General features: G+C 71.4%; 23 protein-coding genes. 12 read left to right on the forward strand and 11 right to left on the reverse strand.

The window, feature by feature from the left end; genetic code table 11:
- Positions 1-43: 43 nt before the first annotated feature.
- Both lipA and lipB read right to left on the reverse strand, forming a co-directional pair.
- Entirely contained in the window at positions 44-1,033 is a 990-nt protein-coding gene (gene lipA, locus ABCS02_RS06400) for a lipoyl synthase (RefSeq protein ID WP_345834759.1), read from the reverse strand.
- Positions 1,030-1,746 (reverse strand): lipoyl(octanoyl) transferase LipB, encoded by a 717-nt coding sequence (gene lipB, locus ABCS02_RS06405; RefSeq protein WP_345834760.1) that lies wholly within the window; start codon positions 1,744-1,746, stop codon positions 1,030-1,032. Before lipB ends, lipA begins: the two co-directional genes overlap by 4 nt.
- Before the next feature lie 169 nt (positions 1,747-1,915).
- On the opposite strand from lipB, the gene ABCS02_RS06410 reads away from it, so the two are divergent.
- Positions 1,916-2,857 carry a hypothetical protein gene (locus ABCS02_RS06410; protein ID WP_345834761.1) on the forward strand — a complete coding sequence of 314 codons (942 nt, stop codon included), beginning with the start codon at positions 1,916-1,918 and terminating at the stop codon, positions 2,855-2,857.
- Positions 2,858-3,032: 175 nt separating this feature from the next.
- On the opposite strand, the gene sucB is transcribed toward ABCS02_RS06410, so the two are convergent.
- The 3 genes from sucB to ABCS02_RS06425 form a co-directional block, all read right to left on the reverse strand.
- The gene (sucB, locus tag ABCS02_RS06415; protein WP_345834762.1) at positions 3,033-4,523 is read right to left on the reverse strand and encodes a 2-oxoglutarate dehydrogenase, E2 component, dihydrolipoamide succinyltransferase; all 1,491 of its coding nucleotides are present in this window, start codon (positions 4,521-4,523) and stop codon (positions 3,033-3,035) included.
- Positions 4,524-4,588: 65 nt separating this feature from the next.
- Entirely contained in the window at positions 4,589-5,962 is a 1,374-nt protein-coding gene (gene lpdA, locus ABCS02_RS06420) for a dihydrolipoyl dehydrogenase (protein ID WP_345834763.1), read from the reverse strand.
- Between the two features lie 103 nt (positions 5,963-6,065).
- Complete coding sequence (locus tag ABCS02_RS06425) at positions 6,066-7,544, reverse strand: leucyl aminopeptidase (RefSeq protein WP_345834764.1); 1,479 nt, start codon at positions 7,542-7,544, stop codon at positions 6,066-6,068.
- A gap of 119 nt (positions 7,545-7,663) precedes the next feature.
- Here ABCS02_RS06425 and ABCS02_RS06430 point away from each other — a divergent pair, with 119 nt between their 5' ends.
- The 5 genes from ABCS02_RS06430 (at position 7,664) to ABCS02_RS06450 (ending at position 13,518) form a co-directional block, all read left to right on the forward strand.
- Positions 7,664-8,608: a PAC2 family protein gene (locus ABCS02_RS06430; protein WP_345834765.1), complete on the forward strand. Its 945-nt coding sequence runs from the start codon at positions 7,664-7,666 to the stop codon at positions 8,606-8,608.
- A 49-nt stretch (positions 8,609-8,657) separates the two neighbouring features.
- Complete coding sequence (locus ABCS02_RS06435) at positions 8,658-9,998, forward strand: MFS transporter (RefSeq protein ID WP_345834766.1); 1,341 nt, start codon at positions 8,658-8,660, stop codon at positions 9,996-9,998.
- A gap of 182 nt (positions 9,999-10,180) precedes the next feature.
- Positions 10,181-11,515 carry an RNA polymerase sigma factor gene (locus tag ABCS02_RS06440; protein ID WP_345834767.1) on the forward strand — a complete coding sequence of 445 codons (1,335 nt, stop codon included), beginning with the start codon at positions 10,181-10,183 and terminating at the stop codon, positions 11,513-11,515.
- Between the two features lie 3 nt (positions 11,516-11,518).
- Positions 11,519-12,793, forward strand: coding sequence for a MurT ligase domain-containing protein (locus ABCS02_RS06445; RefSeq protein ID WP_345834768.1), 1,275 nt, complete (start codon positions 11,519-11,521; stop codon positions 12,791-12,793).
- Positions 12,790-13,518, forward strand: coding sequence for a cobyric acid synthase (locus tag ABCS02_RS06450; RefSeq protein ID WP_345834769.1), 729 nt, complete (start codon positions 12,790-12,792; stop codon positions 13,516-13,518). The genes ABCS02_RS06445 and ABCS02_RS06450 overlap by 4 nt, the downstream gene beginning before the upstream one ends.
- Here the strand turns inward: ABCS02_RS06450 and ABCS02_RS06455 are convergent.
- Genes ABCS02_RS06455 through ABCS02_RS06465 form a run of 3 tightly spaced genes read right to left on the reverse strand, consistent with a single transcriptional unit; the run spans position 13,515 to position 15,627 of the window.
- Positions 13,515-14,591, reverse strand: coding sequence for an alanine racemase (locus ABCS02_RS06455; RefSeq protein WP_345834770.1), 1,077 nt, complete (start codon positions 14,589-14,591; stop codon positions 13,515-13,517). The genes ABCS02_RS06450 and ABCS02_RS06455 overlap by 4 nt on opposite strands.
- Entirely contained in the window at positions 14,588-15,337 is a 750-nt protein-coding gene (locus ABCS02_RS06460; RefSeq protein ID WP_345834771.1) for an alanine racemase C-terminal domain-containing protein, read from the reverse strand. The genes ABCS02_RS06455 and ABCS02_RS06460 overlap by 4 nt, the downstream gene beginning before the upstream one ends.
- Before the next feature lie 53 nt (positions 15,338-15,390).
- The gene (locus ABCS02_RS06465) at positions 15,391-15,627 is read right to left on the reverse strand and encodes a hypothetical protein (RefSeq protein ID WP_055915732.1); all 237 of its coding nucleotides are present in this window, start codon (positions 15,625-15,627) and stop codon (positions 15,391-15,393) included.
- A gap of 224 nt (positions 15,628-15,851) precedes the next feature.
- On the opposite strand from ABCS02_RS06465, the gene ABCS02_RS06470 reads away from it, so the two are divergent.
- Complete coding sequence (locus tag ABCS02_RS06470) at positions 15,852-17,936, forward strand: DNA topoisomerase IV subunit B (RefSeq protein WP_345834772.1); 2,085 nt, start codon at positions 15,852-15,854, stop codon at positions 17,934-17,936.
- Between the two features lie 373 nt (positions 17,937-18,309).
- On the opposite strand, the gene ABCS02_RS06475 is transcribed toward ABCS02_RS06470, so the two are convergent.
- Positions 18,310-20,784: a DNA topoisomerase IV subunit A gene (locus ABCS02_RS06475; protein ID WP_345834773.1), complete on the reverse strand. Its 2,475-nt coding sequence runs from the start codon at positions 20,782-20,784 to the stop codon at positions 18,310-18,312.
- Between the two features lie 90 nt (positions 20,785-20,874).
- On the opposite strand from ABCS02_RS06475, the gene ABCS02_RS06480 reads away from it, so the two are divergent.
- A complete protein-coding gene (locus tag ABCS02_RS06480; protein ID WP_345835184.1) occupies positions 20,875-21,999 on the forward strand; it encodes an alkaline phosphatase family protein in 1,125 nt (374 codons plus the stop codon).
- A 6-nt stretch (positions 22,000-22,005) separates the two neighbouring features.
- Here ABCS02_RS06480 and sepH read toward each other — a convergent pair whose 3' ends face one another.
- On the reverse strand, positions 22,006-23,163 hold the full coding sequence (gene sepH / locus ABCS02_RS06485) for a septation protein SepH (protein WP_345834774.1): 1,158 nt from the start codon (positions 23,161-23,163) through the stop codon (positions 22,006-22,008).
- 205 nt (positions 23,164-23,368) lie between these two features.
- Between sepH and ABCS02_RS06490 the strand changes: the two genes are divergently transcribed.
- On the forward strand, positions 23,369-23,662 hold the full coding sequence (locus ABCS02_RS06490; RefSeq protein ID WP_179605681.1) for a DUF4193 domain-containing protein: 294 nt from the start codon (positions 23,369-23,371) through the stop codon (positions 23,660-23,662).
- A gap of 44 nt (positions 23,663-23,706) precedes the next feature.
- Here the strand turns inward: ABCS02_RS06490 and ABCS02_RS06495 are convergent, their stop codons facing one another.
- On the reverse strand, positions 23,707-24,153 hold the full coding sequence (locus ABCS02_RS06495; RefSeq protein ID WP_345834775.1) for a DUF3093 domain-containing protein: 447 nt from the start codon (positions 24,151-24,153) through the stop codon (positions 23,707-23,709).
- Positions 24,154-24,192: 39 nt separating this feature from the next.
- Here ABCS02_RS06495 and dut point away from each other — a divergent pair, with 39 nt between their 5' ends.
- From dut to ABCS02_RS06510, 3 genes are read left to right on the forward strand one after another with little or no spacing between them, the layout of a single operon-like run.
- Positions 24,193-24,651, forward strand: a complete 459-nt coding sequence (gene dut, locus ABCS02_RS06500; RefSeq protein WP_345834776.1) for a dUTP diphosphatase — start codon at positions 24,193-24,195, stop codon at positions 24,649-24,651.
- Positions 24,648-25,286 carry a DUF3710 domain-containing protein gene (locus ABCS02_RS06505; protein ID WP_345834777.1) on the forward strand — a complete coding sequence of 213 codons (639 nt, stop codon included), beginning with the start codon at positions 24,648-24,650 and terminating at the stop codon, positions 25,284-25,286. The genes dut and ABCS02_RS06505 overlap by 4 nt, the downstream gene beginning before the upstream one ends.
- A complete protein-coding gene (locus ABCS02_RS06510) occupies positions 25,283-26,083 on the forward strand; it encodes a DUF3159 domain-containing protein (protein ID WP_345834778.1) in 801 nt (266 codons plus the stop codon). Before ABCS02_RS06505 ends, ABCS02_RS06510 begins: the two co-directional genes overlap by 4 nt.
- The last annotated feature ends 19 nt before the right edge of the window (positions 26,084-26,102 follow it).

Raw genomic sequence — 26,102 nt, forward strand, 5'->3', positions numbered from 1 at the left:
TCAGACGTTCGCGCGGCCTCCCGGATCGGTGCGGGGATCGTCGTCAGGAGACGGCCTGCGCGAAGCCAGCTGACGCGTCGGCGAGGTGCTGCAGCTCGGCGGGGACCTCGCGTCCCTTGGCCGCCATCGACTGCGCCCACAGGCGGCCGGCGCGGTACGACGAGCGCACCAGCGGGCCGGACAGCACGCCGAGGAAGCCGATCTCCTCCGCCTCCTGCTTGAGCTCGACGAACTCGTCCGGGTGCACCCAGCGGGCGACCGGGAGGTGGCGCGGGCTCGGCCGCAGGTACTGCGTGATCGTGATGATGTCGGTGCCCGCGTCGTGGAGGTCCTGGAGGGCCTGGCTGATCTCCTCGCGCTCCTCGCCCATCCCGAGGATGAGGTTGGACTTGGTGATCAGCCCGGCGCTGCGGCCCTGCGTGATGACGTCGAGCGAGCGCTCGTAGCGGAACGCCGGCCGGATGCGCTTGAAGATGCGCGGCACGGTCTCGACGTTGTGCGCGAACACCTCCGGCGCGGCCGAGAACACCTCGCCCAGGTACTCCGGGTTGCCGGAGAAGTCCGGGACCAGGATCTCCACGCCGGTGCCGGGGCTCTGGCGGTGGATCTCGCGGATGGTCTCCGCGTACAGCCAGGAGCCCTCGTCCGGGAGGTCGTCGCGGGCGACGCCGGTGACCGTGGAGTAGCGCAGGCCCATCTTCGCGACGGACTCGCCCACGCGGCGCGGCTCGTCCCGGTCGAAGTCGGCCGGCTTGCCGGTGTCGATCTGGCAGAAGTCGCAGCGCCGGGTGCACTGCGAGCCGCCGATCAGGAAGGTCGCCTCGCGGTCCTCCCAGCACTCGTAGATGTTCGGGCAGCCGGCCTCCTGGCAGACCGTGTGCAGCTCCTCGGACTTCACGAGGTTCTGGAGTTGGCGGTACTCCGGGCCCATCTTGGCCTTGGTCTTGATCCAGGCGGGCTTGCGCTCGATCGGCGTTTGGGCGTTGCGCACCTCCAGGCGGAGCATGCGGCGGCCCTGCGGTTCTGCGCTCATGCGGCGGCCTCCGTCGCGGTCGTGGTGGTCGTTCGGTGGGCGGCGGCGACCGGGCTGGTGGACGCGTCGGCCAGCGCGCGGTCGAGGGCGGCCTGGATGAGAGGGGCGACCTCCTGCGGCGTGACAGTGCGGCCGAGCACGCGCGAGATCGTGGTCACGCCGGCGTCGCGGATGCCGCACGCGACGATCTTCTCGTACGGGTCGAGGCTGTTCGAGCAGTTGAGGGCGAAGCCGTGCATCGTGACGCCCTCGGCGACGCGGATGCCGATGGCGGCGATCTTCTCGTCCGCCGGCCTCCCGTCGTCCGTGGTGCCGTGCCCCGGCAGCCACACGCCGGAGCGGCCCTCCACGCGCTCGCCCGGGACGCCGAGCTCCGCGAGCACCTCGATGAGGACGCCCTCCAGCCAGCGGACGTAGCCCACGACGTCGATCGGCTCGGCCAGCCGGAGGATCGGATAGCCGACGAGCTGGCCCGGTCCGTGCCAGGTGATCTTGCCGCCGCGGTCGACGTCGATCACGGGGGTGCCGTCGGTGGGGCGGTCGTCGGGGGAGGTGCGCTTGCCCGCGGTGAAGACCGGGGCGTGCTCCAGGAGGAGGACCGTGTCGGGCGCGCGCCCCGCGGCCACGTCGGCGTGGGTGGTGCGCTGCTGGCGGAGGCCGTCGTCGTACGGGACGTGCGGCCCGCCGAGTCCGGTGACATCGAAGATCGTCATAGAGGCATCCTAAATGGACTGAGTACAGAAAATGTCCACCGCGGCCGGATGGGGCTGAAGTCCTGCACAGGTTCGGACCGGGATCGGGTTGTCCACGGATGTGGCGGCGACGGCCTCGGGAGTGGGCCGGGTGGCGTGTACTGGGGGCATGGTTTCGAGACGGAGACCCGTGGATGCGGGCAGCTGCGCGGCGGCGATCGCGGCCGCGGAAGGATGGACGGTGCTCGGGCGGCAGCCGGGCGAGACGAGTGGCGAGGGGTCGCTCGTCGTCGCGGGAGGCGAGCTCAGAGGGCAGGCGGTGCTCACGGTGGCGTCCGTCGTCGGGCTGACCTGGGGCGGGGTCGCGTCGTCGCACCTGCCGCGCTCCCTCCCTCCGCCGCGTGACCGGCGTGCGAGCCGAGCCGGGATGAGCGTGCAGTTGCGAGAGCACCCGGCGGGCGGGACCCTGCACGACCTGCTCCCCGCCGACCGCGGGCTGACGGCGGGCGGGGCCGTCACGGTGCTCGCCGCAGTGGCGCGCGGCCTCTCCGGACTGCATCGGGCCGGCTGCGGTGGCGTCCGGCTCCGGCCGGCGGACATCGGACTCCGCGACGATGGCTGCCCCGTGCTGACGGCGGTCGGCCGGCTGCGGGAGCTCGACCAGCCGACGATGGCGGAGGACGTCGCCGCGTTCGCGGATCTGGCAGGCGTTCTGTGTAGCGCTGTCGCCGGGGAAGGGGGTGACGCCGTCCTCGCGGCGGCCACCGACCGGCGGCACCGGAGTTGGGAGGATGTGGTCGCGGGAGTCCTGCGGGCTGCCGACCCGACCGCCGTGGGCGCGGTGGTGAGCGGCGCTCCGGATGTGTCGGAGTCACGGGCGCGCGGCGATCCGGTCGCGGACGCGGGCCTCGACGCCGATCGGCGCGGACGCCCGGAGGCGCGAAGCGGTCGCGATGTCCTCGGCATCCTGGAGCGGGTGCTCGACGTGCTGGGCGACCGACCGGTCGCGCGCGGGCTGGCGGTGGCGCGCGAGTGGATCGCGGCGCGGCCGAAACTGGTCGTCGTCGCGTGCTCGCCGCTGGTGGCCGTGGCGGTGCTGCTGATGCTCCCGGGTCACGACGGTCCGCCCTGAGGCCCGCTGGCGCCCGCCAGCTCGCGATTCGCGCCGCCTCCCTGTGTCGAAGGGCACGTAAACGCCCTCAAGACGGCGTTTTAGGGGCGTTTACGTGCCCCTCGGCGGCGTCACCGTCCCCGGGAACGCGGAACGGCCCGGCTCCGTGGGGGAGCCGGGCCGTCCGTCAGGCGGTTCAGATGCCGAGGCTGCCCTCGAAGGCGCCGCCTTCGAGGCGGTTCTTCACCGCGACGAGGAAGCGGGCCGCGTCGGCGCCGTCGACGATCCGGTGGTCGTACGACAGGGCGAGGTACACCGTGGAGCGGATCGCGATGGAGTCCGTGCCGTCGGCCGTGATCACGACCGGCTTCTTGGTGACGATGCCCGTGCCCAGGATCGCGACCTGCGGGAGGAACACCAGCGGAGTGTCGAACAGCGCGCCGCGCGAACCCGTGTTGGTCAGCGTGAACGTGCCGCCGGCGAGCTCGTCCGGCTTCAGGTGGTTGTCACGGGTGCGCTGGGCGAGGTCCGCGATCTCACCGGCGAGGCCGGCGATGTCGAGGTCCGACGCGTTGCGGATGACCGGGGTCAGCAGGCCGCGCTCGGTGTCGACCGCGATCGAGATGTTCTCGTGGTCCGGGTAGACGATGCTGTCGCCGTCGACCGTGGCGTTGATGACCGGGTAGGCCTTCAGCGCCTCGGCGGCCGCGAGGGCGAAGAACGGCAGGAAGGAGAGCTTCGTGCCGGTCTTGGCGAGGAAGTCGCCCTTCACCTTGTCGCGCAGCGCGGCGACCTTGGTCACGTCGACCTCGACCACGGTGGTGAGCTGGGCGGTCGACTGCATCGAGATGACCGCGCGCTCGGCGACGACCTTGCGGAGGCGGGACATCTGCTGCGTGGTGCCGCGGAGCGGGGAGACCTCGACCACGGGAGCGGCGGCGGCGGCGGCGGCCGCTGCGGCAGTGGCCGGAGCGGCGGCCGCGAGGATGTCCTCCTTGCGGATGCGTCCGCCGACGCCGGTGCCGGTCACGTTCGCCAGGTCGACGCCGTGCTCGTTGGCGAGCTTGCGGACGATCGGGGTCACGTAGCCCGACGTGCCGGCGTGCGCGCCCGACGTTGTGGGAGCCTCGGCGGCGGCGGGAGCCGGAGCAGCAGCGGGAGCCGGAGCAGCAGCGGGAGCCGGAGCAGCAGCGGGGGCCGGGGCAGCGGCCGGAGCCGGAGCGGCGGCAGGAGCCGGAGCCTCCTGCGCGGGAGCGGCGGCAGGCGCCTCCTGAACGGGAGCGGCAGGAGCGGCCTCGGCGGCGGGGGCGGGAGCCTCCTGAGCCGGAGCGGCAGGCGCAGCCTCAGCAGCGGGAGCAGCCTCGGGAGCCGGAGCAGCCTCGGCCGGCGCGGCCTCAGCCTGCGCAGCCTCCGCCTCCGGCGCAGCGGCCGGAGCCTCGCCCGCACCGGAGCCGTCGCCGATCGTCACGAGCGCAGTGCCCACCTCGACCGTCTCGTCCTCCTGCACCAGGATCGCCTCGATGACGCCCGCGACGGGCGAGGGGATCTCGGTGTCGACCTTGTCGGTCGAGACTTCGAGCAAGGGCTCGTCCACCTCGACACGGTCGCCAACGTTCTTCAGCCAGCGGGTGACCGTGCCTTCCGTGACACTCTCGCCGAGTGCCGGGAGGCTGACGGATTCGCTCATGAGCTTCTCTCCTTCAAAACCTGATCGTTCAGTAGCTTATTGCAGCCGCTCCTGCGGCGGACGTCTTACAGGGTGTGCAGCGGCTTGCCCGCGAGGTACAGGAAGGCCTCGCCGAGCGACTCGTTCTGCGTGGGGTGCGCGTGGACGAACGGGGCGATGTCCTCCGGGTACGCCTCCCAGTTCACCGCGAGCTGCGCCTCGCCGATGAGCTCGCCGACACGGGCACCGATCATGTGCACACCGACGACCGGGCCGTCGTTGACGCGGACGACCTTGACGGTGCCGCTCGTGCCGATGATCTCGCTCTTGCCGTTGCCGGCCAGGCTGTAGTCGTAGCTGGTGATCGCGTCGGCGCCGTACTGCTCCGCCGCCTTGGCCTCGCTGAGGCCGATCGAGGCGACCTCCGGGTCGCAGTAGGTGACCTTCGGGATGTTGACGTCGGGGACGACGATCGGGTTCAGGCCCGCGATCTCCTCGGCCACGAAGATGCCCTGCTGGAAGCCGCGGTGCGCGAGCTGCAGGCCGGGGACGATGTCGCCGACGGCGTAGACGCCGGGGATGTTGGTCGCGAGGCGCTCGTCGGTGATGACGAAGCCGCGGTCGAGCGTGACGCCGACCTCGTCGTAGCCCATGCCCTGCGTGAGCGGGCCGCGGCCGACCGCGACGAGCAGGAGCTCGGCGTCGACGGTGCTGCCGTCCTCCAGCGAGACGACGACGCCGTCCTCGTTCTGGGTGACGCCCGAGAAGCGGACGCCGAGGCGGTAGTCGATGCCGCGGCGGCGGAACGCGCGCTCCAGCGACTTGCTGATGGTCTCGTCCTCGTTGGGGACCAGGTGCGGGAGGGCCTCGATGATGGTGACCTCGGCGCCGAAGGACTTCCAGACGCTGGCGAACTCGACGCCGATGACGCCGCCGCCGAGGACCGCGACCTTCTTGGGGACGAAGTCGAGCTCGAGGGCCTGCTCGCTGGTGATCACGCGGCCGCCGATCTCCAGGCCGGGGAGGCTGCGCGAGTAGGAGCCGGTGGCGAGGATGACGTTCTTGCCGGTGATGGTGTCGTCGCCGACCTGCACGGTGGTCGGGGAGGTGAGCTTGCCCTCGCCCTCGATGACCGTGATGCCGCGGGCCTTCACCAGGCCCTGGAGGCCCTTGTACTTCTTGGCGATGATGCTCTGGCGGTACTCGGTGACACCGTTGATGTCGATGCCCTTGAGCTCGGTGACGATGCCGTACTTGGCCGACTCCCGCGAGTAGTCCGCGACCTCGGCCGCGTGCAGCAGCGCCTTGGTCGGGATACAGCCGCGGTGCAGGCAGGTGCCGCCGACCTTGTCCTTCTCGATCATGCCGACGGTGAAACCGAGCTCGGCCGCACGCAGCGCTGCTGCGTAGCCTCCACTCCCACCGCCGAGCACCACAATGTCAAAGTTCTGCTCAGACACCCAGCTACTCCTCGCGCATCAGGATTCGTGACACGATCCTGCCCCGAGGGATGGCTCGAGGCAGGCGTTGCATGGGCAGGATTTTCCTGCCCATACGACCCTACTACCTCTGGGAAAAGTCCTCGGCCAACCGGATGAGCGCGCGTACGCTGACGGCGGACGGGCCCTTGCCGGTGAAGCCGTACGGAGCGGACGGGCCCTTGGCGGGCCCTGCGATGTCGAGGTGGGCCCACGGGATGCGCGGCGCGTCGTCCTCCTCGCCCGTGCGGCCGATGAACTCCTGCAAGAACACGCCGGCCAGCAGCATCCCGCCAGCGGTCACCCCGGGGTTGGCGTTGGCGATGTCGGCGACGTCGGAGTTGATCGTGGCGCGCAGCTCGCTCGCGAGCGGCATCGGCCAGAGCAGCTCGCCGGAGGCCTTGGCGGCGGCGAGGACATCGCCCACCAGGTCGTCGGAGCCCATGACCGCGGCGTAGCGGGTGCCGAGCGCGACCATCGCGGCGCCGGTCAGGGTGGCGACGTCCACGATCGCGTCCGGGTGCTCCTCGCCCGCGACGACCAGGCCGTCCGCGAGCACGAGCCGGCCCTCGGCGTCGGTGTTCAGCACCTCGACGGTGCGGCCGCCGCGCATGCGCAGCACGTCGTTCGGGCGGATGGCCGAGCCGGACGGCATGTTCTCCGCCAGGCACAGCCACGCGGTCACGCGCACCGGCAGCGAGAGCTGCGCCGCGGCGATGGCGACGGCGAGCACGGTGGCCGCGCCGGTCATGTCGTACTTCATGCCGACCATGCCGGAGGCGGGCTTGAGCGAGAGGCCGCCGGAGTCGAAGGTGATGCCCTTGCCGACCAGCGCGAGGTGCTTCGCCGCACCGGCGGGCGCGTAGTCCACCTTCACCAGCCGCGGCGGGCGCACGGAGCCCTGGCCGACGCCGAGGATGCCGCCGAAGCCCTCGGACTCCAGTCGGCGCTCGTCCCACACCTCGACGGTGACGGGCAGGCCCTCCACGGCCTCCTCGACCCGCGAGGTGAACGACGCGGGGTAGAGATCGATCGGGGGAGTGTTGACGAGGTCCTTGACCAGCGCGGCGGCGCCGGACACCGCGAGGGCGCGCGCGACGAGGTCGTCGCCGGACTCCGACGCGCCGACCACCTCGATGGTCCCGACCGGCGTCTTGACGCCCGCGCGGCTCGCGGAGCGGTACTCGGTGAAGGCGTACGCGCCGAGGGCCGCGCCCTCCAGCACCGCGCCGAGCCGGGCGTCGTCCTCGGCCGGGAGGTCGAGCGCGACGTGGCCGACGCCCGCGAGCTGGCGGATCGCCGTGCCCGCCGCGTAGCGCAGCGCGTCCTCGTCCACCTGCTCCGGCAAGCCGACGACGGCGAGGGCGGGACCGCCCGCAGCGCCGGGGAGCCGGACCAGCTCGTCCTTCCCGCCGCCGAAGCCGACAGCGGCGAGCTCGCCGTGCAGTCCGTCCCTGGCGTCCGACAGCACGGTGACGCCGTCGGCGCCGGAGCGGGCGGCGAGCACGAGGACGTCGGCGGAGGAGGAGGGAGCGGGCGTGAGGCTGAGGGCGGGAGGCGTCATGTCTCGACCCTAACCGCTCGACGACGCACGACCGCGGAGGCCGCATGTTCGCTGTGGGCGTGCTGCGAGCGGGGCCGTGCGCCGCGACCCGGCCGGGGGTGCGGCCTTAGAGTTGAACTATGCGAGACCCCGGCGAACTGTACGAGCTCAACCCGGCACTGGCGGTGCCGGAGGGCCTGCCGCTGATCGCGGGGCTCACCGGGTTCGCCGACGCCGGCTCCGGCGTCAGCCAGCTCGGCACCTATCTGCTCGGCACGCTCGACAGCGAGGTCGTGGCGACGTTCGACGCCGACATCCTGCTCGACTACCGCGCCCGCCGGCCGATCATCTACTTCGACCAGGACCACCTGGCCGACTACCAGCCGTCGACGCTGAAGCTGCACCTGGTCTACGACGAGCTGCGCCAGCCCTTCCTCCTGCTCTCCGGGTTCGAGCCCGATTTCCGCTGGGAGGCGTTCACGGAGGCCGTGCTCGGGCTGATCGAGCGCTTCTCGGTCAAGAGCGTCACCTGGGTTCACTCCATCCCGATGCCGGTGCCGCACACCCGGCCCATCGGCGTAACGGTCAGCGGCAACCGCCGTGACCTGATCGAGGCGATGTCGATCTGGAAGCCGCAGACGCAGGTGCCCGGCAACGCCCTCCACCTGCTGGAATACCGGCTGCAGCAGCTCTCGTACCCGATCGCCGGGTTCGTCCTGCTCATCCCGCACTACCTCGCCGACACCGAGTACCCCGCCGCGGCCATCGCCGGGCTGGAGAGCATCAGCGCGGCGACCGGCCTCATCTTCCCGACCGACCGCCTCCGCGAGGAGGACCGCGAGTTCGTCGCGAACATCGACGAGCAGGTCGCGGGCAACGCCGAGCTCGGCAAGCTGGTCGGCACCCTGGAGGAGCGGCACGACACGTACATGGAGGACACCCAGCTGCGTTCGCCGCTGACCGACCGCGACGGCGAGCTGCCCAGCGCCGACGAGATCGCGGCCGAGCTGGAGAACTTCCTGGCGTTCCGCCGGCACGGCGACGACCGCCGCGGCGACGACGAGAACCCGCGCACCGATCGCTGAGGCGGCCTCCGCGAAGGTCCCGTTCCGTCGACGGGCATAGGATCGTGTGGTGAATTCGCGTCGGTCCTGGGTCATCTTCGGGATCGGGGTCTTCGCCTACCTCGTCGCCGTCATGCAGCGTACGAGCATCGGCGTCGCGGGTGTCGCCGCGACCGAGCGCTTCCACGTCTCCGCCGCCGTGCTGTCGTCGATGGCCGTCGTCCAGCTCATCGTCTACGCGGCGATGCAGGTGCCGGTCGGCGTCCTGATCGACCGCGTCGGCTCGCGGGCGCTGATGATCGCGGGGACCGCCCTGATGGTCGTCGGGCAGGTGACGGTCGCGTTCGCGCCGACCATAGCGCTGGCGATCGTCGGCCGCATCCTGGTCGGCGCGGGCGACGCGACCGTGTTCACCTCGCTCATGCGGCTGGTGAACTCCTGGTTCCGCGGGCGGATCGTGCCGCAGCTTTCGCAGTGGATCGGCAACATCGGCCAGCTCGGCCAGGTGCTCTCCGCCGTCCCGTTCGCGCTGCTCCTGCACGAGTCCGGCTGGACGACCGCGTTCCTCAGTGCCGCCTCGGTGTCGGTGGTCGCGCTCGTGGGGATCGTCGCCGCCATCCGCGACCGGCCGGTCGGGTCGAGCGAGGGCCCGCGCCCGGCGACCTGGCGCGAGTCGATCCGGCAGCTCCGGATCAGCCTCGCCCGGCCGGGGACGCAGCTCGGGTTCTGGTCGCACTTCACCACGCAGTCCTCCGGCACGGTGTTCAGCCTGATGTGGGGACTCCCGTTCATGGTGTTCGCGCTGGGGATCGACCCGGCGGAGGCGAGCGGGTTGCTCATCGTGTCGGTCGTGGCGGGGCTGATCGCCGGCCCGATCCTCGGCCTGCTGACCGCGCGCTTCCCGCTGCGGCGCAGCAACCTCGTGCTCGCGATCGTCGGGATGATGGGGATCGTCTGGGCGCTCCTGCTGCTGTGGCCGGGGACGCCGCCGCTCTGGCTCCTGATCCTCGTGCTGGTCGCGATCGGGATCGGCGGGCCCGGCTCGCTGATCGGCTTCGACTTCGCGCGCACCTCCAACCCGCTGCACAGCCTGGGCTCCGCCAACGGCATCGTGAACGTCGGCGGCTTCCTGGCGAGCTTCGTGATGATGTTCCTGATCGGCGTGGCGCTGGACGCCCAGAACACCGCCCACACGGTCGCCGGTCTCTACGCCCTGGACTCCTTCCGCTGGGCGTTCGCCCTGCAGTACGTGATCATCGGCCTCGGCGTCGTCTTCCTCGTCCGCGCCCGCCGGCGCACCCGCCGCCGCCTCGCGGAGGAGGAGGGAATAGAAGTGGGCCCGCTGTGGGTTGCACTTGTTGACGTTTGGCGGAGGCGAGATGGTCGGGGGCCTGGCGAGAACGTGCAATAATTGATATCTGGACCCGTTCATGTCCTGGGGTCGGAGCGCTCGATGGTGCCCGGCGCGACAGCCCAAGACTTGACATGGGTCTTAGTAATGTCCGCACGCGACCTCAGTCCGGGCGCACGGTCGGCTCACCACGACCCTCCGCCCCGGCATGAAAGCCCTTCGCTTGTATGAAAGGTAGGCAGATGGCAACCCGTGCAGCAACCAAGGCCCGCGAGGCCGAGGCGGTCGAGGAGACCGAGGAGACCGCTGCGGCCGCCAAGCCGGCAGCGAAGAAGACGACGGCCAAGGCGCCGGCGAAGAAGGCCGCGCCCAAGAAGGCCGCCACCAAGGCCAAGGGCGACGACGACGAGGAGCTCGACGAGGACGCCGAGGTCGAGATCGACGAGGACGACACGGCAGAGACCGCCGACGACGCCGCCGACGCCGACGAGACCGAGGAGTCCGAGGGCGACGACGCGGAGGCGGACGACGCCGAGGGGTCCGGCCCCAAGGGCGAGAGCGCGGCCGTGCAGGCCGCGGCCGACGCCCCGCTGCCGACCGACGCGCTCGTGCTGCGCGCCGTGGACGAGGACGACGACGTCCCCGTGTACTCCACGACGATCACCGGCGCGACCGCCGACCCGGTCAAGGACTACCTCAAGCAGATCGGCAAGGTCCCGCTGCTGAACGCCGCGGAGGAGGTCGAGCTCGCGATGCGCATCGAGGCCGGCCTGTTCGCGGAGGACAAGCTCGCGAACACCCCGAACATGCCCAAGGAGCTCGAGCGCGAGCTGCGCTGGGTCGCCCGCGACGGCCAGCGCGCCAAGAGCCACCTGCTCGGCGCCAACCTGCGCCTCGTGGTCAGCCTCGCCAAGCGCTACACCGGCCGTGGCATGCAGTTCCTGGACCTCATCCAGGAGGGCAACCTGGGTCTGATCCGTGCCGTCGAGAAGTTCGACTACACCAAGGGCTTCAAGTTCTCGACCTACGCCACCTGGTGGATCCGTCAGGCGATCACCCGCGCGATGGCCGACCAGGCCCGCACCATCCGCATCCCGGTGCACATGGTGGAGGTCATCAACAAGCTGGCCCGCGTCCAGCGGCAGATGCTGCAGGACCTCGGCCGCGAGCCCACCCCGGAAGAGCTCTCCAAGGAGCTCGACATGACCCCCGAGAAGGTCATCGAGGTGCAGAAGTACGGTCGCGAGCCCATCTCGCTCCACACCCCGCTGGGTGAGGACGGCGACAGTGAGTTCGGCGACCTGATCGAGGACACCGAGGCGGTCGTGCCGGCCGACGCGGTCGGCTTCACCATGCTGCAGAAGCAGCTGGAGAGCCTCCTCGACTCCCTGTCCGAGCGCGAGGCGGGCGTCATCCGCATGCGCTTCGGGCTGGGCGACGGCATGCCGAAGACGCTCGACCAGATCGGCGACACCTTCGGCGTGACGCGGGAGCGCATCCGGCAGATCGAGTCGAAGACGATGGCGAAGCTGCGCCACCCGTCCCGCTCGCAGTCGCTGCGCGACTACCTCGAGTAAACGGTGCGCTATCGACTGGCGGTCATCGCCGGCCGCCTCGCCCGCTGGCTGCTGCGCCTGCGGGGAGGCGGCTCCGCGGTGCCGGGGCGGGTCGCGCTCGCGATCGCGCCGAAGTTCCTCGAACGTGCTGTCAGCCGCCTCCCGCTCGGCGTCGTCTTCGTCTCCGGCTCGAACGGCAAGTCGACGACCACGAACATGCTCACCGCGATCCTGCGTGAGCACGGGCTGAACGTCTTCACGAACCCGTCCGGCGGCAACCTGCCGCAGGGGATCGCCTCCGCGCTGCTGGCGGACGTGCCGCTCGACGGCTACGTCCGTGGGGATGTCGGCGTGATCGAGGTGGACGAGGCGTACGGCGTGGACCTCGCGACGGTGCTGAAGCCGCGCGGCTCGCTGCTCCTCAACGTGCAGATCGACCAGCTCAACCGCTTCTTCGAGCCCACCCGTGTGATCGGGATGCTCCGCACGATCGCGGAGCGGTCGGCCGAGTTCGTCGTGGTGAACGCTGACGACGACAGCCTCGCGCGCGTCGGCGCCGAGCTCGCCGCCGCGGGCCGCGACGTGACGACCTTCGCGGTGGCCCCGGCCATCATCGAGTCCTCGCCCAACGGCCTCGCCAACGTGGCGGACCTCTCCGGCGTCGCGGCCGGCGCCCTCCCGGTGCCCGCCGTGTTCGTCAGCAAGCTGGAGACGCAGAGCGCGCAGCTCACGATGGGCGGCGAGTCCATCCGGATCGGCCTGCCCGCGCGCGGCCTCCACTACGCGGTGGACGCCGCCGGCGCGACCGCGATGGCCCGGCGGGTGCTGGGCGACCGCTTCAAGTCGGAGGCCGTCGTCGCGGCGATGAGCTCGCTGCGCACGGTCTACGGCCGCGGCGAGACCCTGAAGGTCGGCGACGAGGACATCGAGATCATCATGATGAAGAACCCGCCGAGCCTCCAGCTCAACCTCGACTACCTCAGCCACAGCCCGGAGCAGGTCTTCGTCGCGGTGGACGAGGGCACGCCCGACCCGTCCTGGGTCTACGACATCGACCTCTCCAAGCTGGAGCACGTGGACATCGTCTCGGGCACCAAGGCCTGGCAGTTCGCGACGCGATTCGCCTACGCCGGCATCGAGGTCGACCAGGTGATGCCGGAGCTGCGGCCCGCGCTGCAGGCGTTCCTCGCGCTGCCGAAGCCGTCGCGCGGCACCAAGACGATGATCGTCAATTACGAGCAGATGATGGCGATCCGCAAGCAGCTCGGCTTCCTCGACCTGGAAGGCGGCGAGAAGTGACCGTCCTCCGCATCCTGCACCTCTATCCGCGCGAGCTCGGGATCAACGGCGACGCCGGCAACGTGCTCGCCCTGGCCGAGCGCGCGCGCTGGCGCGGCGTGGACGTCGACATCGTGGCGCACGCTCCCGGCGCAGAACTGCCGCCCAGCGCCGACATCGTGCACATCGGGTCCGGCCCGCTGTCGTCCCAGCGCGCCGTGGCCGGCGATGTGGCCCGGATCGCGCCTCGGCTGCGGCAGTGGCGCGACGCCGGAGTGCCGATCCTCGCGATCGCGGGCGGCTGGCAGCTCCTCGGCGAGGAGATAGTGACCCCGGACGGCGAGACGCTCGCCGGCGCCGCGGTGTTCCCGACCCGCGCCGTGCTCGGTTCGCGGCGTCACGTCGCGGAGGTCGTCGTGCGGATGCCCGACGGCGTCACCCTCGCGGGCTTCGAGAACCACTCGGCCACGACGACGTTCAGCGCGGACGCGGCGGGCGCCGTGCCCCTCGGCGAAGTGGTGAGCGGCTTCGGGAACGGCGACAAGACGGAGGGCGTCGTGGTCGGGAACGCGATCGGCACGCACCTGCACGGACCGGTCCTCCCGATGAACCCGGTGCTGGCCGACCGGATGCTGCAGACCGCGCTGCGCGGGGAGCTGCCGCCGGTGGCGCAGACCGAGCGCGTGGACCGGTACGCCACGAACGCGCGGCGGGCGATCGCGTCGCGTCTCGGCGTCGCGCTCTAGTTCTCGTAGACGCGGGGGACGCGCACCGCGACGCCGGTGACCATCTCGTCCGCGATGGTCTCCGCCCAGTCCGCGTATTTCTCCGCGGTGACCGTGCCGTCCCGGCCCGATCCGAAGAGGACGGCGGTGTCGCCGACCGCGACGCGCGCGGAGCCGGCGTCCACGAGCATGGTGTCGACGTCCACCGCGATCACCCGGCACCGCTGCCCGGCGAGGAGGACGGACGTCTTGGCGATGCCCAGCACGGGCACGCCGTCGCCGAACCCGATCCCGAGCCGGACGTGCGTGGTGCCGCCGACGTGCACCTCCACGACGGGCGCCTCCAGGCGCATCACGGGCTCCAAGCCGAGCTCGGCGCCGGTGGTGTCGTCGAACGGGGAGAAGCCGTAGGCGGCGATGCCGAAGCGGACCAGATCGAAGCGGGCCTCCGGCATCCGGATGCCCGCCGAGCTCGCTGCGAGGTGCAGGATCTCGAACCGCGCGCCGCGCTCCTCGGCCTCGGCGACCGCGCTGCGGAACTCCGCCAGGGAGGCCTCGTCGTCGGCGATGGAGGCGTCGGCCAGGTGCGACCAGGCCGCGCGGATGCGGACGACGCCCTGCCGCTGAAGCTCCAGGGCGGCGTCGATCAGGTGCGGCCACTGCTCGCGGGTGGCGCCGTTGCGGCTGAGGCCGGTGTCGACCTTGAGGTGTACGACGGCCGGCCGGTCCGCGCCCGCAGCGGCGATGGCGTCGAGCTGCCAGACGGCCGAGATGCCGAGCTCGATGTCGGCCTCGATCGCGGCGCGCCAGTCGGTGTCGTCGCCGTGCAGCCAAGCCAGCAGCGGCACGGTGATCCCCGCGCCGCGCAGCACGAGTCCCGCGGGGACCTCCAGCACGGCGAGGGACGTCGCGCCCGCCTCCAGCCCGGCCTCCGCGATCGGCAGCAGTCCGTGGCCGTAGGCGTCGGCCTTGACCGCGAGCATGGTCTCGGCGGGGGCGATCAGCGCGGTGAGGTGCGCGACGTTCCGGCGCAGCGCGGCCAGGTCGATGATCGCGCGGGGGAGCGGCTCCGCGATCGCGTCCACGATGGTCACTGCGCCGCCTTCCCCGTCGACTGTGCCGGCCTGGTCCAGTGGCCGTACATCCGCTCGATGCGGCGGCCCAGTCTGCTGGTGATGACCGGAGCGGCCACGCCGAGCGCGGCCTCCCAGTCGAGCGACGACGGCTCGCCGCGCGACGGGTCGCCGAACAGGACCACCTCGTCGCCCGGCTGTGCCTCGGCGTCGCCGATGTCGACGACGAACTGGTCCATCGCGATGCGGCCGGTGATCCGGCCGGTCGTCTCGCCGACCAGCACGGGCGCCTTGTTGGAGGCGACGCGCAGGATGCCGTCGGCGTAGCCGAGCGCGACCAGCACGAGCGTGCTGGGGCGGTCGGTGCGGTACGTGTAGCCGTACGAGACGCCGCGGTCGGCGCCGACGCGCTTCACCGCGATGATCTCGCCGGTGAGGCGCAAGGCCGGGGCGACCCCGGGAGCGTCGGTGAGCCCGAGCACCTCGGGCCCGAGCAGGTGGGCCGGGCCGCTGGCGTGCCGGCCGGCCGGGAAGCCGACGGTCACCGGCAGCGGGATGCCCGCGTCCGCGATGGCCGCGGCGTCCTCAACCCGGGAGACGAGAAGACCGCCGACCTCCGCGTCGGTCAGCGCCCGGGCGACGGGGATGAGCCCGTGCCCGTACGCGTCCGCGCGGAGATCGGCGGTGCAGTCGGGGAGCGACGCGGTGGCCGCCGTGGTGGCGTTCGAGCGGATGACATCGAGGTCGACGAATGCGCGCCTGCGCACGCCGGTGGCTCCTGCCATCGCTCGATCAGCCGTTCGCGTGAGTCGCGGAGACCCTAGGCGCGCTGCTCTTCGAAGAGACGAGCCGTCTCGTCGTGCCAGCTGTGCGCGATCTGCGAGAGCTTCTCCTGGTGCTTCTTGCCGTGGTGGGCGCAGAAGAGGAGTTCGCCGTTGTTGACCACGACGCGGATGTACGCCTGAGCGCCACAGCTGTCGCAGCGATCCGCGGCCGTCAGTTGCGGCCCCGACTCGAGCTCGTCAACCGCACCGTTCTCCGAGGTGATAGTAGACATGTGATGCTCCTTTCCGTCGCAACCGGTGAACTCGGTACGTCTATAGAACCACGTAATCCCTGAGACGAGGCTCGTATCGGCTGCTATTTCGCTCAACGCGTAGCCTTCGGGCCCGTGGGTGTCGGGACCGGGATCGCCCGGCGCAGCACGTAACCTGGAGGATGCACGGCGCGCGGACTCGCGCGCCGCACCCGGAACGACTGCACGGAACACAAGGAGCGCTCGTGGCGAGCTCGGACTATTCGGCGAGGCACCTCTCGGTGCTGGAGGGCCTGGAGGCCGTCCGCAAGCGCCCAGGCATGTACATCGGCTCCACCGACTCCCGCGGCCTCATGCACTGCCTGTGGGAGATCATCGACAACTCCGTGGACGAGGCGCTCGCCGGGCACGGCTCCGCGATCGAGGTCATCCTGCACCCGGACGACAGCGTGGAGGTGCGCGACACGGCGCGCGGCATCCCGGTCGACGTCGAGCCCAAGACCGGGCTGACCGGCGTGGAGGTCGTGTTCACCAAGCTGCACGCCGGCGGCAAGTTCGGCACCGGCTCGTACGCGGCCTCCGGCGGCCTGCACGGCGTCGGCGCCTCGGTCGTCAACGCGCTCTCCGAGCGGCTCGACGTGGAGGTCGACCGCGACGGCAAGACCTGGGCGATGTCCTTCCACCGCGGCGAGCCGGGCGTGTTCGACGACGGCAAGGCGGCGCCGAGCCCCGACGCGAAATTCTCCCCGTTCGTGAGCGGCAGCGAGCTGCGGGTCGCCGGCAAGGTGGCCAAGGGCGTCACCGGCACGCGCATCCGGTACTGGGCGGACCGCCAGGTGTTCACCGCCGGCGCCGACTTCTCGGTCGAGGACCTGGTGGGTCGCGCCCGGCAGACGGCGTTCCTCATCCCGGGCCTCGCGATCACGATCGACGACCAGCGCTCGGCCGAGGGCGAGCGGACCACCTTCAGCTACGACGGCGGCATCTCGGAGTTCGTGGACTTCCTCTCGCCGGACAGCCCGATCACCGAGACCTGGCGGCTCACCGGCGAAGGCCACTTCACCGAGACGGTACCGGTGCTCTCCGAGAGCGGCGCGATGGTGCCGACCGAGCTGAAGCGCGAGTGCCAGGTCGACATCGCGCTGCGCTGGGGGACCGGCTACGACACGGTGATGCGCTCCTTCGTCAACATCATCGCCACGCCGAAGGGCGGCAGCCACCAGACCGGCTTCGACCAGGGGCTGCTCAAGTTCCTGCGCCAGCAGGTGGAGCTGAACGCGCGCCGGCTGAAGGCGGGCACGGACAAGCTGGAGAAGGACGACGTGATGGCCGGGCTCACGGCCGTGCTGACCGTGCGCCTCCCCGAGCCGCAGTTCGAGGGCCAGACCAAGGAGGTCCTCGGCACGCCGGCGGTGCGCACGATCGTGGCCAACGTCATCCAGAAGGCCCTCGCCGAGCGCTTCGCGTCGACCAAGCGCGACGACAAGACGCAGTCCGCGCTCGTGCTCGACAAGGTCGTCGCGGAGATGAAGTCCCGCATCTCGGCCCGCGCGCACAAGGAGACGCAGCGGCGCAAGAACGCGCTGGAGACGTCCTCCCTGCCGGCGAAGCTGGTGGACTGCCGGTCGAGCGACGTGGCGAACAGCGAGCTGTTCATCGTGGAGGGCGACTCGGCTCTCGGCACCGCGCGGCGCGCCCGCGACAGCGAGTACCAGGCGCTGCTGCCGATCCGCGGGAAGATCCTCAACGTGCAGAAGGCGTCGGTCTCCGACATGCTCTCCAACGCGGAATGCGCGGCCATCATCCAGGTGATCGGCGCGGGCTCCGGACGCTCGTTCGAGCTCGGCTCGGCGCGCTATGGCAAGGTCATCATCATGTCGGACGCGGACGTCGACGGCGCCCACATCCGGACGCTGCTGCTGACGCTGTTCTTCCGCTACATGCGGCCGATGATCGAGGAGGGCAGGGTGTTCGCCGCCGTGCCTCCGCTGCACCGGGTGGTCGCGATCAACCCCGGTTCGAAGCCGAACGAGACGATCTACACGTACTCGGAGGCCGAGTTGCAGGCCGTGCTCGCGGACCTGAAGAAGCGCGGGCGGAAGTACCAGGAGCCCATCCAGCGCTACAAGGGCCTCGGCGAGATGGACGCCGACCAACTCGCGACGACGACGATGGACCGCTCCCACCGCACGCTGCGACGGGTGCGCGTCTCGGACGCCGAGGCGGCCAACCGCGTGTTCGAGCTGCTGATGGGGAACGACGTGGCCCCACGCAAGGAGTTCATCATCGCGGGCGCCGACGACCTGTCGAGGGCCCGCATCGACGCCTGACGCTACCGGAGGACATCCGGAGCGCAGCGCCGCCGGATGTCGGCTAACGGAGGAGTCCTGGGCTGGTTGGGCTTGGGTCTCCTCCGTTGGCCGCACCCTCCGACGGTGCGTCGGTAACGGAGGACATCCGGGCCAGAACGGGGCGGGAGTCCTCCGGTAGCTGCCGACACGCGGTGGCTCGCGGCGAGTCTCCTCCGTTGCCGACATCAGCTGGCGGCTGTCGGCAACGGAGGAGTTTCGGTGCGGGGCCCCGCCGCGCGGCAGTCAACGGAGGAGATCAGAGCCGGGTTGGGTGGGACGTCCTCCGTTGCCGTGTTGGTGTTGGTACGGGAGGGGATGCGGGGGCCGGGGTGGGGCTCCTCCGTTGGCGGGGTCAGGCGAGGCGGCGGCCGAGGGAGGCGACGACCATGTCGAGGGGGGTGCCGGAGCCGTCGCGGCGGGCGCCGCCCTCGGGGAGGACGCGGGCGCTGCCGTCGGGGCCGACGGCCAGGGCGGGGGCCGCGCCGACCCAGGCGAGGGCCAGCTCGGTCTCGCCCTTGAGGAAGCGCTGCGAGCGGACGCCGCCGGTGGCGCGGCCCTTCGCCGGGAACTCGGCGAAGTCGCTCACCTTGCCGCTGCCGGGGTCGGCGCCCGGGAGGGTCTGGTCGCTGACGGCGATGGTGACGACCACCGCGTCGGAGCGCTCCGCGGCCTCCACCGCGCCGAAGAACACCACGCGGGCGTCGGCGGCCAGGTTGATTCCGGCCATGCCGCCGGCCGCGCGGCCCTGCGGGCGCACCGACGCGGCGGAGAAGCGCAGCAGCTGGGAGTCGCTGGAGACGAAGACCAGCTCGGCGTCATCCTCAGATTGCACAGCGCCGACGACGGCGTCGCCGGCCTTCAGCGCGATGACCTCGAACTCGGGCTTGTTCGCCCAGTCGCCGGGGGTGACCCGCTTGACCACGCCCTGCCGGGTGCCGAGCGCAATCGCGCGCGGGGCGTCCAGCGAGACGAGGGCGAGCACGCGCTCCTTGCGGTCGGCCAGCGCGAGGTAGTCGCCCACCTTCACGCCCGCGCCGAGCTGCACCGAGTTGAGCGGGGCGGCCGGGAGATCCACCGGCGAGAAGCGGATGAGGCGGCCGCGGTCGGTGACGGCGCCGATCTCGCTGCGGCTGGTGGTGTCGAGCCGGGACAGGATCGCGTCGTGCTTGCTGCGGCGCGCGGGCGGCTGGATGCGGTCCAGGCCCTCGCCCTCCCCGGCGCCCGCGTCGACGCGCAGGATGCGGCCGGTGGTCGACAGGTAGACGCGGCACGGGGTGTCGGCGACCTCCAGCTGGATCGTCATCGCCTTGCTGCGCGAGCCCGCGCCCGCGATGGACGGCTTGGCCTCGGTGAGCAGCGTGCGGCGCGGGGTGCCGAACTTCAGCGCGACCTGCTCCAGCTCGTCGGACACCAGGGCGTCGATGCGCGCGCGGCTGCCGAGGATCTCCTCCAGCTCGGCGATCTCCGCCCGGAGCTGGTCGCGCTCGGTCTCCAGCTCGATGCGGGAGAACTTGGTCAGCCGGCGCAGCCGCAGCTCCAGGATGTAGTCGGCCTGCAGCGTGCTGAGGTCGAACACCTGCTGCAGCCGCGTGCGCGCCTGGTCGGTGTCGTCGGAGGTGCGGATGACCTGGATGACCTCGTCGATGTCGAGGATCGCGATGAGGAGGCCCTCGACCAGGTGCAGGCGTTCCTTGCGGCGGGCCAGCCGGAACTGGGAGCGGCGGGTGACGACGCTGATCCGGTGGTCGATGTAGACCCGCAGCAGCTCGCGCAGTCCGAGGGTCTGCGGGCCGCCCGCGACGAGGGCGACGTTGTTGATCGAGAAGCCCTCCTCCAGCGGCGTGTGCCGGTAGAGCTGCTCCAGCACCGCCTCCGGGCTGAACCCGGTCTTGATGCCGATGACGAGCCGAAGGCCGTGCTGGCGGTCGGAGAGGTCGGTGACGTCGGAGATGCCGTTCAGCTTCTTCGCGTTGACGCCGTCCTTGATCTTCTCGATCACGCGCTCCGGGCCGACCCCGTAGGGCAGCTCGGTGACGACGAGGCCGCTCTTGCGCGCGGTGATCGACTCGACGCCGACCTTGGCGCGCATCTTGAAGCTGCCGCGGCCGGTCGCGTACGCGTCGCGCACGCCGGAGAGGCCGGCGATGGTGCCGCCGCTCGGGAGGTCGGGGCCGGGGACGTAGTCCATCAGCTCGTCGAGGGTGGCCTCCGGGTTGGCCAGGAGGTGGCGGGCGGCGCCGACGACCTCCACGAGGTTGTGCGGGGCCATGTTGGTGGCCATGCCGACCGCGATGCCGCTGGCGCCGTTGACGAGGAGGTTCGGGAACGCGGCGGGCAACACGTCGGGCTGCAGGAGCTGGTTGTCGTAGTTGGGGACGAAGTCGACGACGTCCTCGTCCAGGTCCTCGGTGAGGGCGAGCGCGGCGGCGGCGAGGCGCGCCTCGGTGTAGCGGGCCGCGGCCGGGCCGTCGTCCAGCGAGCCGAAGTTGCCGTGGCCGTCGACCAGGGGGACGCGCAGGGTGAAGTCCTGGGCCATCCGCACGAGCGCGTCGTAGATGGCGCTGTCGCCGTGCGGGTGCAGTTTTCCCATCACCTCGCCGGTGACGCGTGCCGACTTGACGTGACCGCGGTCGGGGCGCAGGCCCATCTCGGTCATCATGTAGAGGATGCGCCGCTGCACGGGCTTCAGGCCGTCGCGCGCGTCGGGGAGCGCCCGCGAGTAGATGACGGAGTACGCGTACTCCAGGAACGAGCCCTGCATCTCGGTCGTGACGTCGACGTCTTCGATGCGTTCGGTTGCCGGGGCCTGATCGTCTGCTGGTGTCATTCGTGCATTCGGTGTGTGGGGCGGCAGGAGGCGCGCCGGTTCGACGGCTCCCGTCCGTCCAGCTGTGACAGACTGGGCCGGATGCCCCCCATGCTACCGGCCGCGTTCACCACCCGAGCGAGCCTCGCCACGGTAATGCCGAGTTCCCTCGGGGCGCTGCGCGGAGAGGGCAACGACCTCGGGCTGCCTCCGCTCCAGCACGTGGTCGTCGTCGTGGTCGACGGGCTCGGCGCCGCGGCGCTGCGGGCGCGCGAGGGGCACGCCAGGACCCTGGCCTCCCGGCTCGGCAAGACCACGACGATTGACGCCGGCTTCCCGACCACGACGGCCGCGGCGCTGGCGACCCTGACGACCGGGACGACGCCGGGGGAGCACGGCCTGGTCGGCTACCGCGTCCGCGACGACGCGGGCCGGCTGACCAACCAGCTCAACGGCTGGGACGACCGGATGGACCCGGCCACCTGGCAGCGCGCCGCGACGGTCTTCGAGCGGGCCGCGGCCGACGGCGTCGCCTCCTACGCGCTCGGCGTCCCCGCGTACGCGGAGTCCGGCTTCACCCACGCCGTCCTGCGCGGGGCGGAGTTCATCGGCGGCCGCACGATGGCCGACCGCTTCGACGCCGCGCGCCAGGTGCTCCGCACGCCCGGGCCCGCGCTCACCTATCTCTATGTCGCCGAGCTGGACCAGGTCGCCCACGCGCGCGGCTGGGAGTCGCCGCGCTGGACGGCCGAGCTGGAGACCCTGGACGCCCAGGTCGCCGGGCTCGCGGCCTCCCTCGGCCCCGGCCAGGGCGTGCTGGTCACCGCCGATCACGGCATCATCGACATCCCCGAGAGCGGGCACGTGCTCTACGACACCGCTCCCGAGCTGCTGGATGGCGTCGCGGAGGTCGCGGGCGAGCCGCGGCTGCTGCACCTCTATACAGAGGACGGCGCGCGCGCCGACGACGTGGCGGCGCGCTGGCGCGAGGTGGAGGGCGGCCGCTCGTGGGTCGCGACCCGCGCCGAGGCGATCGAGGCGGGGTGGTTCGGCCCGTCCGTCGCGCCGGAGGTCGCTCCGCGGATCGGCGACGTGCTCGTGGCCGCCCGGAAGCGCATCGCCTACTACGACTCCCGCGACCCGCAGCGCACCGGGCGCAGCATGATCGGCCAGCACGGCTCGCTCACGGCCGAGGAGACGCGGGTGCCGCTGCTGCGGTTCGGCGCCGCGGCGTAGACGTTCTCAGGCCAGGTCGTCGTCCGTGCGCGCGCCGAAGACGATCTCGTCCCAGCTCGGCATCGCGGCGCGTCCCTTGCGACGGCCCGACGCGACCGGCGTCTGCTCCTGCGTGGTGGAGAGCGGCGCGGGCGGGGGAGGCGTCGGGGAGGCCGGCGCCGCGGGCGGCGGGCCGAACTCCTCGATCACGGTGATCGACTCCTCGACGACCCGGAACGGCGTGATCGGGTCGAGGAGCGTCGGCTGCTCCACCTGCTCGTGACGGCCGCTCCGGTCGCCACGGTCGGCCTGCGGGGCCGGCTCGTCGTAGTTTGCCGCCTCGCGCTCCCCGCGGCGGCGGCGGAGCGCCTCCAGGAGGTCGGCGGTCTGGTGCAGGTCGCGCGGCGTCTCGTCCGCGCGCTTGATCGCCGAGATCGCGATGGAGTTGCTGGCGCGGCCGGGAGCGTGCGGCTCCAGCGGTTCGAGCGGCTGGGTGACCTCCGGCCCGAGCAGGTCGACGCCCGGGGCGGGGAATGTGAAGGCGCCGCTGTCGAAGCGGGAGCTGTCCGGCTCGCCCTCGTTGGGGAGGACGGCGCGCAGGCGCGGGATGAGGGCGCCGCCGCGCAGCTCGCCGGCCTGGGAGAGCGTGGTCGCCTCCGAGTTGAGCGGGGCGAGCGCGTGCTTGCGGAGGTCGTAGCTCCAGCGGGCGTCGTGGTCGATCTCGTCCGCGGTGAACTCGAGCTTCACGATCCAGCCGGTCTCGGCGTCCTTCCAGCTCGCCCAGCGCTCGCCGGCCACGCCGAGGGAGGCGAGGCGGTCGCGGATGACGGAGCCGAACGTGTCGGGCTCGCCCAGCGGGTCGACCTCGGCGGCGGTGCGCACCGGCACGCTGAGGGCGCTCGCGACGACGTGCTCGCGCTCGGCCACGATCGGGCCCTCGAAGCGCTGGACGTAGTCCAGGGGCGCCCCCGTGACGGCGGCGACGTCGTCGGCGGACATCCCGGAGCGGATGTGCGCCTGGATCTCGCGCGGTGACAGTTTGGGGACCTCGGCGGACGCCTGTTGCCGCACCTGCCGGATCTTCGACTGCAGCGTGTCGTCGACGGCGATGCGGAAGCGTTCACCGTCGTCGCCGACGGCGACGATGGCACCGTTCTCGACCCCGATGACCTTCAAATCCTGCATTGTGATGCCTTCCGAGCTCGCGTTCGTTCCGGCCCAGAATGCCACGGGAACGGGGGACTTGCGGGGAATACCGCGGGCGTGCCGGAAGTTGAACACCGAGCAAACGCTGAGAGGCTCCTGCGTGGTTTTGCTATTCGCAGGCGATTGATGCAAACTATGGCCGCCGATTGCGAGAATCGGCCGTTACGACGAGAAGTGGATGGGCATGGCAACGGATTACGACGCACCGCGGAAGACCGAGGACGACTCCGAGTCGATCGAGGCCCTCAAGGAGCGAGTTCCGGACAAGATGTCTGGTGTCGTCGACGTCGAAGACGCCGACAACCCGGGCGGCTACGAGCTCCCCGGTGCCGACCTGTCGGACCTCGACCTCGACGTCGTGGTGCTGCCTCCCCAGGCGGATGAGTTCACCTGTGTGAGCTGCTTCCTGGTGAAGCACCGCTCGCAGATCGACCACGAGACGAAGCTCGGACCGATCTGCATGGAGTGCGCCGCGTAAGCAGCGCACCGCACCGCTACGACGCCGACCTGCCCCGAGAGGGGTTAGAGAGGACGTCGGGCCTCATCGAGAACCCGGACCAGCTGGTCCGGGTTTCTTGTTGAGATCAGCCAGTACGGCGCCGGGTCGTCCACATCCAGCACGGGCACCTTCACGACCGGCTTGATCCAGCCGCGGATGAGCAGCCAGGCACGCGCGTCCAGCCGCTGCCCGCGCTCCATCGTGGCCTCCTCGCCGGTGAACGCCCGCGGCTCCCCGATGAACTCCAGCGGGATCTTCGCGTTCCCGGCCGTCAGCTCGGCCGCGGTCACCCGGATCACGGGTGCGGTGGCGAGCAGCGCGATCACGATCGCGGCGTAGAAGACGATCGCCAGCACGACGCCGACGGCGAAGTTGATCGGGGCGAAGACGAGCATCACGGCGGGCACGACGAGGATGGTGGAGACGAAGAGCCAGGGGGTCGCCCAGAGCCGTTCTCGGTAGAGGTCCATACGACTATTCGATCATCCTTCGTGCACTACCCTCGACACGTGACAGAAACCGTGGACGTCCCGATCGTCGCCGACCGTGTTCCCGTGTACGCCCACCCCGGCGACGCCGGCGCCGACCTGTGCGCGGCCGAGCCGGTGACGCTCGGCCCGGGGGAGCGTCACACCGTCCCGACCGGGGTCTCGATCGCGCTGCCGGAGGGCTACCTCGGCTTCGTCGTGCCGCGCAGCGGCCTGGCCATGCGCCACGGCATCACCATCGTCAACGCGCCGGGCACGGTGGACGCCGGCTATCGCGGCGAGATCAAGGTGACCGTCCTGAACACGGACAGGTCGATGCCGTACGATATCGCCGTCGGCGATAGGATCGCGCAGCTGATCGTCATGCCGGTCGCGCAGGCCCGGTTCATCCCCGTCGACGCCCTCCCGGACAGCCACCGCGGCACCGCGGGCTTCGGCTCGTCCGGCTACACCGTCACGCAGGCAGGAGAACACGCTTGACCGACAGCATCGACACCCCCGGCGAGGCCGAGCCACAGGACGTGGACAAGTCCGCACCGGAGGATCGGGAGACGGAAGGTCCCCTCGACGACAGCGAGGCGAACCCGGTCCGTCCCTACGTCGACCTCGGCGGCGTCAAGATCCTGCCCCGCGAGGGCCTCCACCTCCGGCTGGAGGTCGAGGAGGAGTCGCAGCGCGTCGTCGCCGTCGGCCTCGACTACGCCAACTCGACGCTGCAGGTGCAGCCGTTCGCGGCTCCCCGCTCCACCGGCTTGTGGAACGAGATCCGCGGCCAGATCGCCGAGCAGGTGCAGCGCCAGGGCGGCCGCGTGAGCGAGCGCGACGGCGTGTTCGGCCCGGAGCTGGTGGCCGAGATCCCCGTCGCCCCGCCGCAGGGCGCCCCTGGCGAGACCCGCGTCGCGCGCTTCGTCGGCGTCGACGGCCCGCGCTGGTTCCTGCGCGGCGTGATCGCGGGCGACGCGGCCGTGAAGCCGGAGGCCGCCGCTCTGGTGGAGGACCTCTTCCGCAGCATCGTCGTGGTGCGCGGCAACACCCCGATGCCGCCGCGGGACCTCATCCCGCTGCGCATGCCGTCGGCCCCGGCCGCCGGCGACGGCGGATACAGCTCGCTGTGAGCGGTGGCCGTGACGTGACCGACCAGCACCACGAGCCCGAGCGGGCGGAGTCCGGCGACGAGGAGCGCGACCCGGTCGCCTCCACGCTCGGCGAGTCCCTGGCGAAGGCCGCGCGCAGTTCGGGCATGGGTCAGCTCGTCGACGGCGAGACGCCGACGGGCACCGCTCTGATGGCGGCCCTCGGCGGCGTGCGCGGGCTGCTGGAGACCATCCTCCCGGGCCTGGTCTTCCTGATCGTCTTCACGTTCACGCAGAACGTCCCGCTGTCGATCGGCATCTCGGTCGCGGTCGCCGTCGTGTTCACCGTGGTGCGCATCGTCGGCAAGACGCCCGTAACACAGGCCCTCGCCGGCCTGATCGGTGTCGGGCTCTCGGCGATCTTCGCGCTCATCACCGGGCGCGGCGAGGACAACTTCATCCTCGGGATCTGGACGAACGCCGCCTACGCCGCCGCCCTCCTGATCTCGATCCTGGTGCGCTGGCCGCTGATCGGCCTCGCGGCCGGCTACCTGATGGGCGACGGGCTCGCCTGGCGCTCGGTGAAGTCGAAGTTCCGCGTGATGCAGGCCCTGACCTTCCTCTGGTTCCTGCTCTTCGCCGCGCGGCTGCTCGTGCAGGTGCCGCTCTACCTGGCGCACACCGACGCGGCGACCAGCGCGCTCGCCCTCACCAAGCTGCTGATGGGCGTGCCCCTCTATGCTCCGCTGCTGCTGATCACCTGGTTCGTGGTGAAGGGGCAGTTCCCGCAGTCGCAGAAGCCGCAGTCGCAGAAGCCGCAAGGCGACAGCGCCGGTTAGGCGCAGGACCGTCCAGGAG

The organism is Microbacterium sp. X-17 (genome assembly GCF_039615055.1).